The sequence below is a fragment of the Vibrio mexicanus genome (genome assembly GCF_001012815.1).
In the GTDB taxonomy this organism is placed as follows: domain Bacteria; phylum Pseudomonadota; class Gammaproteobacteria; order Enterobacterales; family Vibrionaceae; genus Vibrio; species Vibrio mexicanus.
Genome location: NZ_JYJP01000068.1, coordinates 15521 through 27866 on the forward strand (window position 1 = coordinate 15521; position 12346 = coordinate 27866).

Annotated in this window: 10 protein-coding genes and 2 pseudogenes; 9 read left to right on the forward strand and 3 right to left on the reverse strand. The window is 43.9% G+C overall.

What is annotated here, in order from left to right; all coding sequences use genetic code 11:
* Window positions 1-266 precede the first annotated feature (266 nt).
* The 3 genes from dnaK (at window position 267) to UA76_RS09930 (ending at window position 4116) form a co-directional block, all read left to right on the forward strand.
* Complete coding sequence (gene dnaK / locus UA76_RS09920) at window positions 267-2180, forward strand: molecular chaperone DnaK (RefSeq protein ID WP_047045515.1); 1914 nt, start codon at window positions 267-269, stop codon at window positions 2178-2180.
* A 197-nt stretch (window positions 2181-2377) separates the two neighbouring features.
* A complete protein-coding gene (gene dnaJ / locus UA76_RS09925) occupies window positions 2378-3520 on the forward strand; it encodes a molecular chaperone DnaJ (protein ID WP_047045518.1) in 1143 nt (380 codons plus the stop codon).
* Window positions 3521-3729: 209 nt separating this feature from the next.
* Entirely contained in the window at window positions 3730-4116 is a 387-nt protein-coding gene (locus UA76_RS09930) for a hypothetical protein (RefSeq protein WP_047045520.1), read from the forward strand.
* A 160-nt stretch (window positions 4117-4276) separates the two neighbouring features.
* Here UA76_RS09930 and UA76_RS09935 read toward each other — a convergent pair whose 3' ends face one another.
* On the reverse strand, window positions 4277-4714 hold the full coding sequence (locus UA76_RS09935) for a type IV pilin protein (protein ID WP_337588527.1): 438 nt from the start codon (window positions 4712-4714) through the stop codon (window positions 4277-4279).
* 48 nt (window positions 4715-4762) lie between these two features.
* On the opposite strand from UA76_RS09935, the gene UA76_RS09940 reads away from it, so the two are divergent.
* The 6 genes and pseudogenes from UA76_RS09940 (at window position 4763) to tadA (ending at window position 10316) form a co-directional block, all read left to right on the forward strand.
* Window positions 4763-5338: a GspH/FimT family pseudopilin gene (locus UA76_RS09940; protein WP_337588528.1), complete on the forward strand. Its 576-nt coding sequence runs from the start codon at window positions 4763-4765 to the stop codon at window positions 5336-5338.
* Complete coding sequence (locus tag UA76_RS09945; RefSeq protein WP_047045523.1) at window positions 5335-5943, forward strand: prepilin-type N-terminal cleavage/methylation domain-containing protein; 609 nt, start codon at window positions 5335-5337, stop codon at window positions 5941-5943. The genes UA76_RS09940 and UA76_RS09945 overlap by 4 nt, the downstream gene beginning before the upstream one ends.
* Entirely contained in the window at window positions 5943-7250 is a 1308-nt protein-coding gene (locus tag UA76_RS09950) for a hypothetical protein (protein ID WP_047045525.1), read from the forward strand. Before UA76_RS09945 ends, UA76_RS09950 begins: the two co-directional genes overlap by 1 nt.
* Window positions 7240-7700 (forward strand): annotated as a pseudogene (locus UA76_RS22445) (prepilin-type N-terminal cleavage/methylation domain-containing protein). Before UA76_RS09950 ends, UA76_RS22445 begins: the two are co-directional and overlap by 11 nt.
* A gap of 267 nt (window positions 7701-7967) precedes the next feature.
* Window positions 7968-9527 carry an AbgT family transporter gene (locus UA76_RS09960; RefSeq protein WP_047045527.1) on the forward strand — a complete coding sequence of 520 codons (1560 nt, stop codon included), beginning with the start codon at window positions 7968-7970 and terminating at the stop codon, window positions 9525-9527.
* Window positions 9528-9764: 237 nt separating this feature from the next.
* Window positions 9765-10316, forward strand: coding sequence for a tRNA adenosine(34) deaminase TadA (gene tadA / locus UA76_RS09965; RefSeq protein WP_075202561.1), 552 nt, complete (start codon window positions 9765-9767; stop codon window positions 10314-10316).
* A 13-nt stretch (window positions 10317-10329) separates the two neighbouring features.
* On the opposite strand, the gene UA76_RS24080 is transcribed toward tadA, so the two are convergent.
* Both UA76_RS24080 and mltF read right to left on the reverse strand, forming a co-directional pair.
* Window positions 10330-10467 carry a hypothetical protein gene (locus tag UA76_RS24080; RefSeq protein ID WP_202906930.1) on the reverse strand — a complete coding sequence of 46 codons (138 nt, stop codon included), beginning with the start codon at window positions 10465-10467 and terminating at the stop codon, window positions 10330-10332.
* A 224-nt stretch (window positions 10468-10691) separates the two neighbouring features.
* A pseudogene (gene mltF / locus UA76_RS09970) lies at window positions 10692-12219 on the reverse strand (membrane-bound lytic murein transglycosylase MltF).
* Window positions 12220-12346: the final 127 nt, after the last annotated feature.

The window sequence follows — 12346 nt, forward strand, 5'->3', positions numbered from 1 at the left end:
TATCAGATAGATAAGTTATACGAGGCGAGCCTGTTTAGGCTCGCTTTTTTTGTAATGAAGGGATAATGCATCGAAATAGGGAAAAAGAAAAAATTACGTTTTTTTTCTCTTTTACCCTTGAAATGATATTTGCCGCCCTTATCTATGGTGCATACAAGAAACAAACACTATGACATTTGTTTTTGAGTAAGGGTTGAAAGCCCATTCTCCATCCCCACATAGGGGATATAGCAAAATGAAAACAGAATTTATTCGGAGATAGCCTGATGGGTAAAATCATTGGTATTGACTTAGGTACTACTAACTCTTGTGTTGCTGTTCTAGATGGCGACAAGCCTCGCGTAATTGAAAACGCAGAAGGCGAGCGTACAACAGCATCGGTAATTGCATATACAGATGGTGAGACGCTAGTTGGTCAACCAGCGAAACGTCAAGCGGTTACAAACCCAACCAACACGCTATTTGCAATTAAGCGTCTAATCGGTCGTCGTTTTGAAGACGAAGAAGTACAACGTGACATCGAAATCATGCCTTTCAACATCGTGAAAGCAGATAACGGTGATGCTTGGGTTGAAGCACAAGGCCAAAAAATGGCGGCTCCTCAGGTTTCTGCGGAAGTACTTAAGAAAATGAAGAAAACTGCTGAAGACTTCCTAGGTGAGGAAGTAACTGGCGCAGTTATCACAGTTCCTGCTTACTTTAACGATGCTCAGCGTCAAGCAACTAAAGATGCTGGCCGTATCGCAGGTCTAGAAGTTAAACGTATCATCAACGAACCAACGGCTGCTGCACTAGCATACGGCCTAGACAAGTCAGGCGGCGATCGCACTATCGCGGTTTACGACCTTGGTGGTGGTACATTCGATATCTCTATCATTGAAATCGATGAAGTAGAAGGCGAGAAAACTTTCGAAGTTCTAGCAACTAACGGTGACACTCACCTTGGTGGTGAAGACTTTGATAACCGTCTGATCAACTACCTAGTAGAAGAGTTTAAGAAAGAGCAAGGCCTTGATCTTAAGACTGATCCACTAGCAATGCAGCGTGTTAAAGAAGCAGCTGAGAAAGCGAAGATCGAACTGTCTTCTGCACAGCAAACTGACGTAAACCTACCTTACGTTACGGCTGATGCGACTGGTCCTAAGCACATGAACGTTAAAGTAACGCGTGCGAAACTAGAATCTCTAGTTGAAGACCTAGTTCAACGTTCTCTAGAGCCACTAAAAGTTGCACTAGCGGATGCTGACCTATCAGTAAGCGACATCAATGACGTTATCCTAGTTGGTGGTCAAACACGTATGCCAATGGTTCAAGCGAAAGTTGCTGAATTCTTTGGTAAAGAAGCTCGTAAAGACGTAAACCCTGATGAAGCAGTAGCAATGGGTGCTGCAGTTCAAGGTGGTGTACTAGCGGGTGACGTGAAAGACGTACTTCTACTAGACGTTACTCCTCTGTCTCTAGGTATCGAGACGATGGGCGGCGTAATGACTAAGCTAGTTGAGAAGAACACAACTATCCCAACGAAAGCGAATCAGGTGTTCTCTACTGCTGAAGACAACCAAAGCGCGGTTACTATCCATGTTCTTCAAGGTGAGCGTAAGCAAGCGACTTACAACAAGTCTCTTGGTCAGTTTAACCTAGAAGGTATTCAGCCTGCACCTCGCGGCATGCCTCAAATCGAAGTAACTTTCGACCTTGATGCGGACGGTATCCTGCACGTTTCTGCAAAAGACAAGCAGACGGGTAAAGAGCAGAAGATCACTATCCAAGCGTCTGGCGGTCTGAGCGACGACGAAATCGAGAAAATGGTACAAGAAGCAGAAGCGAACAAAGAAGCGGACAAGAAGTTCGAAGAGCTAGCGACTGCACGTAACCAAGCTGACCAAATGATTCACGGTACTCAGAAGCAAGTTGAAGAAGCAGGTGATGCACTTCCAGCTGACGAGAAAGAGAAGATTGAAGCAGCAATCAAAGAGCTAGAAGAAGCGAAGAAAGGCGACGACAAAGAAGCTATCGACGCGAAAGTTCAAGCGCTAATGGCAGCGGCTCAGAAACTGATGGAAATCGCTCAACAGCAAGCTCAAGCGGCTCAAGGCGCTGAAGCTGGCGAAGAACAACCTCAGCAAGATGATGTTGTTGATGCTGAATTCGAAGAAGTTAAGGAAGACGACAAGAAGTAATTCTTGAACGAACCTAACTGAGTTCTAATGCGGGCGTTTGAGGTAACTCATACGCCCGCATGTTTGTAAAAGCATGTCCATCTAACTAAAAGTGTCTTTTTGATGAGAAGTCATTAAAATCCAGAGCCATTAGTTAGATCGATATAAACACCAAGCGACAAGACGTCGTTTGCAGTAACAAATTGGTGACCAAGAGTATGTCAAAACGTGATTTTTACGAAGTATTGGGCGTAGGCCGTGATGCCTCTGAGCGTGATATTAAGAAAGCGTATAAACGTTTAGCGATGAAGTTCCACCCTGACCGTAACCAGGGGGACGAAAGCGCTGCAGAAAAGTTTAAAGAAGTAAAAGAAGCGTACGAAGTCTTACTCGACCCTCAAAAGAAAGCCGCTTACGATCAGTACGGCCATGCTGCTTTTGAACAAGGCGGAATGGGCGGTGGCGGTTTTGGTGGTGGCCAAGCTGACTTCGGTGACATTTTTGGTGATGTATTCGGTGATATTTTCGGTGGCGGTCGTCGTGGTGGCGGTCAACAACGTGCGCAGCGTGGTGCAGATTTACGCTACAACATGGAACTGACTCTGGAAGAGGCGGTTAAAGGCATTTCTAGAGAGATTGAAGTGCCGACACTTGTACATTGTGATACTTGTGACGGCAGCGGTGCGAAGAAAGGCTCTCAACCTGAAACTTGTGGTACTTGTCATGGCCATGGTCAAGTACAGATGCGACAAGGTTTCTTTGCCGTTCAGCAAACGTGTCCAACCTGTCACGGTAGCGGTAAGATCATTAAAGACCCATGTAATGAATGTCATGGTCAAGGTCGTAAGCAGAAAACCAAAACACTTAACGTTAAAATCCCAGCTGGCGTGGATACGGGAGATCGTATTCGTCTGTCAGGCGAAGGTGAAGCCGGTGAAATGGGCGCACCAGCCGGTGACTTGTATGTTCAAGTTCACGTGAAAGAGCACCACATCTTTGAGCGCGACGGCAACAACTTGTACTGTGAAGTACCAGTGAGCTTTGCAATGGCTGCGCTAGGTGGTGAAGTTGAAGTCCCGACTCTTGATGGCCGTGTAAATCTGAAGGTACCAACAGAGACGCAAACAGGTCGTATGTTCCGTATGCGTGGTAAAGGCGTGAAAGGCGTTCGCGGCGGTGGCGTTGGCGATCTAATCGTGAAACTGGTTGTAGAAACTCCGGTTAATTTAAGTTCACGCCAAAAAGAGCTACTGAAAGAGTTTGAAGAGTCTTGCGGCGGTGAAGCGGCAACGAAACACAAGCCTAAGTCAGAAGGTTTCTTCAACGGTGTTAAGAAATTCTTTGACGATCTGACAAGCTAATCCAACTTAGCTTAAGATTTTAAAAGCCTGCGATTGCAGGCTTTTTTCGTTTTAGGGGCATAAAGTTTATCGCGTGTAAGTTTATCGTCAGCGTTGGTAGCTTTTTCTTCGATAAAGTGAAAGCTGCGTAAAATCAGTCTCTTCTAACATTTCTCTGCTTTTCTATCGCTAGTATTCGCCACTTTTAAATATCTAGGCAGTGGTAGCTCATGAAAAAAATAATCGCAGCTTTACTTTTGGTCAGTTCGGCTTGGTCAGTGACAACGCAAGCGGAAACGGGAATTGGTTTGTCAGTGGGTGACCCATTCTGGGGGCTAGATGTGAAACACAATGGTTTTCGTTTGAACGTTAGCTTGGACGATCAATTTGGTGTGGGTGCTAACAAAACGTTTTCTGTTCAGAATACTCCCCTTTATCTTTTTGTTGGTGGCCAATATGTTGATCGAGATAAGCACTATATCGCGGTCACGCCGGGTATCGGCGCAGAATTTAGGGTTAAGCCTTTAGGTTTCTATGTGGATTTGACGCCTGCGGTGTATTTGGATGAACTCGACATTGAGTTAGAGGCGCGAGCAGGCTTCCGCGTGTATTTCTAACCACTTTAAATTTCGCATTTTTATGAATACTCAAAATCGACAAATGCACGAAGAAGTTCGAAATTCTCTAGTGATCTAAAAGTTAGTATTAATCTCGTTAGAGGTTATTGGAAAGCCAGCGCTATTTGTCGTAGCACTGGCTACTTATTATAACCTTGGATTACCAACAATCCGCAGGAGATTTGGCGCCTGTTTTACTCAATGTAATCACTTCGGAGGTGTTGGATAGACAAGAATCATTTTCTTGTCGACCTTGTGGATCTGCAATGATGACATAGTCAGAGGTTGGGTTAGCTGGAGAAATAGATAGACTGTATTTGCTCGTATCTATCTCACAGAAGCTACATGTGGAACTTGAAATGACCCCACTCGCTGCAGACGCGTAACTTCCGTTATACCCGCTCTCTAGGTGAAGTTGAATTTTGGCAAGATCAGCCAATGCTGCCGAACGATTGGCTTTGATAGAGTACTGGGTATAGGAAGGGTAAGTCATTGAGGCCAAGATTCCGATTATTACAACAGTGATCATTAACTCGATCAGTGTCATTCCTTTTGCTCTTAAATTACTGTTGTTACATGGTTTTTTTCGATTTGTCACGAGGCATTCCTTTTCGCATTCAAAGCTATTCTTATCTGGTGGTACCATATGTTCAATGTTGAATATGGTGGTGCATGCTATTACACAGGAATTTGGGAAATGACTCGCGGGTTTACCTTAATAGAACTGCTAATTACGCTTTCAGTTTTTGTGTTGATACTTAGTTTTGCCGTACCAAGCTTTAGCTCAGTGTCAGATGCAGTAAAAATGCGACGACTTGCATCGGAATTAAGTGGCTTTCTTGTTCAGGCTAAATCGGAAGCAATAAAAAGAAATGTGGACTTGAGGGTAATGTTTTCGTTTGCGAGTGATGATCCTCAATCAACGGGAAACTGGAGTCTAAAGTTAGTCGATCCTTCTGATAATGAGATCCTGTTTTTCGATGGTACTAGCTTTAAAGGCATAACGGTAAAACATAATTACGCATCAGCCATTAATGACCCTCTTCCTGTTAAATTTGAGAAGATTAGGGGGCGACCAAATCCAGGAGGAATAACTTTTCATCCTTTCAATAATACAGCTACTCACCTGAAAGCATCCCTTTCCAATCCACCTGGTCGAGTCAAAATCTGCTCCATGAATACTGAGCTGTATGACTACCCCCATGTTAGGTCTTTGTTATGAATCGATTGCTTAGTAAAAATAGAGGCTCGTCATTGATTGAGATGATGGTAGCGTCTGCCATTGGCATTATTGCGATAGGCATAATTGGTGGCGTTTTTTTGACTGGTCAAAGAGTAGCAAAAGATAGAGCGCTAGAGTTGCTGCTCATCCAAAGTTTAACAAGTACAATGTTGGTGTTAAAAGAAGATGTTCAACGAGCTGGTTTTGATGGTTCAAATGGTCTGTCACTTAAGCTATCAGGAGCAACGGATACGATTCAATTAAGTGGTGCTTCTGCTGTTGGCTTTGCCTACTTTAGAGAGGGCTCGCCAGACAGCAAAGATTATCGCAACATTGTTTACAAGTTGAAGGATGAAAAGCTGAAAATATGCGAAAAAGGGGTAACTGCGTCGGATGAAATCATTACTTTTGATGAAGTTACATCATGCTATTCCCTTTTCGATGAGAAAATAATTGATGTTGATACTTTCAACATAACTAAAAAATCGCTAAGTAGCGGAAATACTCACTCGAGTATCACTGATATCGATATAGAAGCATCGATCCCAAGTGCAAACATTACTAAATCTATTGCAATTACGGTGAAGCAAAGGAACTGGCAGTAATGGTAAAAAATTCAGGCTTTGCCACTCTACTAATCACATCAATTCTTCTCTTATGCACGCTCATTTTAGTTCTAGGCAGCTATCAAACCGTTTTTCATCAAATAAAAATAGCGCAGAATGAGGTTGAAGGACGGAAAAATTACTGGCTGGCTGAGGCTGGTTTAGAGTGCACTTTTTCTTATCTGGCTGCGACCAATAAAGCGGTCAGTGATATTATTGATCCTTCTACTAGACCTGCTGACTTCTCATCATGGTGTAGTTCCTATTCTTCTCTACCAGAGATTAAGCTACAAAATGGGATAGTCGCTAATTCCTACTATCTTGAAGCGCTTGCTAATAATTATGACGTTGAGAAAACAATATTTGAACTGCCTGAGTCAGGTTTTGGTGCCATTCAATCAACGGGGCCGATAGAGCTCATCGGCACGGTAGTGATTGAGCCAACGGCCAAGCCGATGCCATTAGAGGGAAACGAATATGAATGTATTAGTGTCTCCTTTGCCAAGCAATTTACTTATAAATACGATGCAACGCATGGCTCCAGTGGTAGGGCAAACGGACTTGAAGTATTTGATCCTTCTCCTAATGCTCCATTTAACGGCTTTGATGGACAGTGCCATAGCGATTACAAATCGGTAATGCCAAAAAATTCTGTAACATATACGCTAAATGCAAATGACCACTATCGTCAGGAGTTGCCAGCCCCTTTTCAGAAAGATTTCCTCCCTGACCCGTATATGAATCCATTCCCTAAATACTTTGGTATGCCTAAAACGGATTCCAATATCTACGACATCTCACGGGACAGTAGTAAATTTGACTACGTGAGTTTGATTTCATCATCAGCGACTAATTGTGGTGCGGAAATCACGGACCACTTTGTTTCAGGCCAAACGAAAGGGCTATGGATCGAAGGGAACTGTCATATAGACGCATCAGTAGCAGCGCATGCAAACGTGTCTCAGATGCTAGTTATCCAAGATGGTGTTTTAGCGGTTGATGGAGCGATGGTTTACAACGGTGTTATTTACCACTTAGTCGATTATGGCAAGACAAATGTAAAAAATAGAATTGATAACTTTTGGTCTGGACTAGCTTTTCCAAATGATTTTGCAAGCTTTGTAAGCAGTGAAACAGTAGGAATTCAGTTTGCGTCGGGTTTACCAACCGGAGGGTTGGTGTTCGATTCTCCATTGGGAACAACAACCATTGTTGGTGATATTGACTTGAAGTTCAATGCTGCAGCAAATCCTATTAGTCCTGAATTAACGTACCAATGGCAAAGAGGTTCGTGGAATGATCTCTAAACAGCTTGGATTTAGTCTACTTGAGGTTTTGATTTCTTTTATACTGATTGGTATCGCTTCCTTAAGCTTGGTAAAATTACAAGTCTATGTTGAGCAAAAGGCGGGGTATGCTGCACAAAGTATTGAAGCTCTTCACTATGCAGACCGCCAAATGGAGTTTTTTCAGACACGCACAAATATACTGAGTGGTGCGACTAACCTTATCCCATTTGATGATCTAGCCGATCCAATTTACTGCCTCAATAAGTCTCACCCAGATGCTGCGTCTGCTGCGTTATCAGGCTCACAGATTCAGTTTATGACTTTTCTTGTACGATAACCCCGGTTTCGGGTTCACTCGCCAGTGACTTGAAATCAATACAAGTAAAAGCATACTGGACAGATCGAAATGACAAAATACAAAATGTCACGTTGGAGACAATGATCTCCCGCTACAGTGAGTTTGACTAAATCGGACGATTTATGAGCTCGGTTTCACCTTGTTCTGACAATCTTATCAATTTGGTTTCTTAAATGTATTGTGTATTGATGTGTTTGTGTTTTTATTTTGTTGCACGTCGTTTGGTGTTTTGCAAAATATGTCGCTGTATTTAAAAAAATACTCAGAACCTTGTGCTTTTAATAGACGTATTCCTTACAATGTGTAATTGAATATAGCCATGACGACTATACTAAAGGCCACTGGCAACAACATCACATAATACATATGGAGTTACCATGAGTAACCAAGCTGTAAATCAAGCGCCCGATCTGAAGCCGAGCAGAATGGACCGCTTTTTAAACTTTATTGAACGTGCTGGTAATAAGATCCCAGATCCAGCAATTTTGTTCTTTTGGGCACTTGTCATTGTATGGGTAGCGTCTGCCCTTCTATCAAACGTTTCGTTTGACCTAATTAACCCTCGTACCGATGAAGCTCTAGTAGTAAACAACCTGCTTACTGGTGAAGCTTTAGCAAGTTTCCTTGCAAACATGGTAACAACATTTACTGGCTTTGCACCATTAGGCATTGTATTAGTTGCGATGCTAGGTGTTGGTGTTGCTGACTCTTCTGGCTTTATTACAACTGGCCTTAAGAAGATGCTTAACTTCACACCAGCTAAGCTACTAACGCCGATGCTTATTCTTGTGGCGATTGTATCGCACACAGCAGCAGATGCAGGTTACGTACTAGTAATTCCTCTAGGTGGTATCATCTTCCACGCAGCAGGCCGTCACCCTCTAGCGGGTATCGCAGCGGCATTCGCTGGTGTATCAGGTGGTTTCTCTGCAAACTTTATCCCTTCTGGTATCGATCCTCTACTTGCTGGTTTCACGCAAACGTCTGCGAACGTTCTAGACCCTGACTACGTGATTAACCCTCTAGCAAACATCTTCTTTACTGGTCTATCTTCAGTTGTGGTTATCGCAATTGGTTGGTGGGTAACAGAGAAGATCATTGAGCCACGTCTTAAAAATACAGCAATTGATGAAGATGCTGAAGAAGCACCAGATCTAGGCACATTCACTGAGATCGAATCTAAAGCATTCCGTTACGCTGGTTGGGCTATGATGGCGGGTATCGCAGCACTCGTCTTTGCAGTATGGCCTGAGAACTCAGCACTACGTTCTCCTGATGGTGAGATCACGGCATTCTCTGCACCAATCATGCAGTCAATCGTACCGCTGATCTTCATCCTATTTGTTATCCCGGGTATCGTATACGGCCGCGTTTCTGGCAAGTTCCAAAACAGCAACGATGTTATCAAGTCTATGTCTGAGACGATGTCGACTATGGGTGCATACATTGTTATGTCATTCTTCTGTGCTCAGTTCCTAGCAGCATTTGCTCAGTCAAACATTGGTACTATGCTGGCGCTGTACGGTGCGGAAGGCTTGAAAGCGATGAACCTACCTGGTCAAGCGACTATCGTTGGTATGATTCTACTAACTGCGTTTGTTAACCTGCTTGTTGGTTCAGCGTCTGCTAAGTGGGCACTGATTGGTCCAATCCTTGTTCCAATGCTAATGGCGGTTGGTATCTCTCCAGAGCTATCTCAGGCGGCTTACCGTGTTGGTGACTCTGTATCGAACATCATTTCACCTCTAATGGTATTCTTCCCGCTTGTGGTTGTTTACTGTCAGCGTTACGTAAAGTCGACAGGTATCGGTACGCTAGCGTCTCTAATGATGCCTTACTCTATCGCAATGCTAATTGGTTGGACTATTTTCCTACTTGCTTACTGGGCTGTAGGTATTCCACTAGGTATCGCGGCACCTTACACTTACGCAATGTAAGATCTAGGGTAGCGAGTCAGTTTGACTTGCGATATAAATTGCCAAAGCGCAGTCCGAAAGGGTTGCGCTTTTTTGTTTCTGAAATTGACTGTGTTGTCCACGGGTGACGTCTGTTTCACTCGAAAGGTGGTTTGTCACTGACTTGCTCCATTCCAGTCTCCCCCTATAATCTCGCTACTTTTTCTCTTTCAATAATACCCTCGATAATACGGTTTGATAGATCCTAGTCATCGATGGATGGAGTCTCTTTTGTCACAGCCCCCGTTTACTTCTGAAGATGAGCAGTTCATGCGCCATGCGATGACTTTAGCCCACAAAGCTGAAAACCAAGGTGAAGTGCCTGTCGGCGCTGTGTTAGTCAAAGATGGAGAAATTATTGCGGAAGGCTGGAACTGCTCTATCGGTAATCATGATGCAACCTCTCATGCCGAGATAGAGACGATTCGTAAAGCGGGGGAAGCGCTAGAGAACTATCGTCTACTGGATACAACACTCTACGTAACACTAGAACCTTGCCCAATGTGTGCAGGAGCACTGCTTCATAGCCGTGTGAAACGCGTGGTGTTTGGCGCGCCAGATCTAAAAGCGGGTGCAGCGGGTTCTGTGCTGAACTTGTTTGAAAGCCAAGCCAGTTACCATTACGCGGATGTTGAAGGTGGATTGCTGGAAGACGAATGTCGTGAGCAGCTTCAAGCGTTTTTTAAGCGTCGTAGAAAAGAGATAAAAGAGAAAAGAAAGGCTGAAAAAGCAGAGCAAGAAAAGTCTCTTAAGCAAACATCTAACAAGTAGATGTTTGCTAATTTTAACTAATCGCTAGCACGTGCATAAACGCACGATTACGCCATAACACTTTCTTCTTGATATTCGAAAGCATGCGTTTACGACGATTTGCTGAACCCGACTTCGTTAGTTGCTTTGAACGAAACTTATGTTTTTTCATAAACAACTCCTCGACTTCTGATTTTCTTATAACAGAAAGCCCGGGTGGGCTTTCGCGCTTCAGTACTTATCTCGACTAAAGCCACTACTTTATTTACATAGAGTTATATGCTTAGACTGTGACAGAAAAATGAAGTTCCATCACTGTCTTTGCAATAGCATATATATGGTTTTTGGAAGGGAATATCAAGGGGGTAACGTTGAAAAAAGTTACCCGATAGGTGATTATTCGGTCAATGTGCTGTCACTAGAGCTGATTGCTCCAGAAAGCTGATTTTCTGCTTCAGACAGGGCGGATTCCGGAGGGGCGATGACGGTGAGATCTTCAATACCACCTTCCGATTGATTACGCGATTGTTGCTCTACATGTCCAATGATGGTCTGGTAGTAGCGACGAATATTCTCAACATAGTTGCGAGCTTCATCGCCACGAGCATAACCGTATCGTGTTTGGCTGTAGTATTTCTTCTGGCGAAGCAGTGGCAAGCGATCTTTAACATCTGCCCAAGCGTCTGGATTACCACCTTGCGCGCGAGTTAAACGTCTCGCATCCATCATGTGTCCAAAGCCTACATTGTATGAAGCGAGTGCAAACCAGATCTTTTCGTGTTCAGGAATGCTGTCTGGCACACGAGCAACCATTCTTCTTAGATATTCTGCACCCCTCGGATCGATTGTTCCGGATCTAAGCGATTGTTCACGCCAACACTCTTAGCGGTTGGCAGCGTCAACATCATCATGCCGCGAACCCCAGTTGGCGACTTAGCCGTTGGATTCCAGTGCGACTCTTGGTAGCCCAATGCCGCGAGTAGTCTCCAATCGAATTCACCAGAGTATTTTTTAAAGAGTGGCGACCACTTTGGTAACGTGTTATCTAGAGCTCGGATGAAGCACGTGTGTCGACATAATCGAAACTGCCAATATGACCGATATACTTTTCTTCTAGAGTTGCTAGGTTGCCGGATTGTTTTTGATTGCCGAAGAACTCAATCATCAATGCATACAGACTTTCATCTTCACTGCGGCGAATGAACCATGAGATTGGTTGGTCTTCGGTAAGTTCGAATGCCAGGGCAAGCTCGGGGTAAATACGTTGTGATAGTGAAACCTCGACGGAATCGGCAACAGTAAATCGCAAATCCCCTTGAGAAACTTGTTTGAGCAGATCATTAACATCAGCGTTGGAGTCGACTTCGTATTGGAAGTTTTCGTGTTCGTTTTGAATAGCCGCTAACGTTTTGTTGAAGTGTGAATCACTAATGATTCGAAGTATCGCTTGTCCTTCGTTTTCTTCGATCAGTTTATCTTGGTTGTTAAGTAGCTGTTCAAGATTACGTGGACGCCAAGTTCCTGGTTTATACACCAACTGTTGGCTGACGTAATAATAAGCCGGACCCGCTCTAAAACGTTGGATTCGCTCCTGCGATTGACTCAGTCCTGCCGCAATAATGTCTATCTCGCCATTATCTAGAGCAGGGTAGAGGCTAGAGATGCGATAAGCAGGTTTCATCTCAAGCTGTACGCCAAGTTCATTAGCAAACTCGCGTGCAAGCTCATAATCCAAACCCGCAGGGCCATCGGGTCCAATATAGAAAGAGAGTTGGTTATTGAGCGTGCCAACACGCAGAACACCGCGCTCGCGGATCTGGTCTAAATCGCTTTTTGGTTGAGACTCAATTTGACAGCCCATCATAGAGAGACTGGCGCATGTCAAAATCAGAAACTGCTTCAAATTTATAGAGATTAATGGCATTTATTTTTAAGTTCTCATTCATCCAGTAAGGTCTTTATATCAGAGCACGGAGCATTGGCAAAGCAACGCACAGTAAACAAAGATAAATGTGCGCGCCCAATCGTTATGATCGCTGTATTTCAAATTT

What these genes read in the sequence shown, in the direction of transcription:
- dnaK (WP_047045515.1), top strand. Translation starts at nt 267, where the DNA reads ATGGGTAAAATCATTGGTATTGACTTAGGTACTACTAACTCTTGTGTT.
- dnaJ (WP_047045518.1), top strand. Translation starts at nt 2,378, where the DNA reads ATGTCAAAACGTGATTTTTACGAAGTATTGGGCGTAGGCCGTGATGCC.
- UA76_RS09930 (WP_047045520.1), top strand. Translation starts at nt 3,730, where the DNA reads ATGAAAAAAATAATCGCAGCTTTACTTTTGGTCAGTTCGGCTTGGTCA.
- UA76_RS09940 (WP_337588528.1), top strand. Translation starts at nt 4,763, where the DNA reads ATGTTCAATGTTGAATATGGTGGTGCATGCTATTACACAGGAATTTGG.
- UA76_RS09945 (WP_047045523.1), top strand. Translation starts at nt 5,335, where the DNA reads ATGAATCGATTGCTTAGTAAAAATAGAGGCTCGTCATTGATTGAGATG.
- UA76_RS09950 (WP_047045525.1), top strand. Translation starts at nt 5,943, where the DNA reads ATGGTAAAAAATTCAGGCTTTGCCACTCTACTAATCACATCAATTCTT.
- UA76_RS09960 (WP_047045527.1), top strand. Translation starts at nt 7,968, where the DNA reads ATGAGTAACCAAGCTGTAAATCAAGCGCCCGATCTGAAGCCGAGCAGA.
- tadA (WP_075202561.1), top strand. Translation starts at nt 9,765, where the DNA reads ATGGAGTCTCTTTTGTCACAGCCCCCGTTTACTTCTGAAGATGAGCAG.
- UA76_RS24080 (WP_202906930.1), bottom strand. Translation starts at nt 10,467, where the DNA reads ATGAAAAAACATAAGTTTCGTTCAAAGCAACTAACGAAGTCGGGTTCA.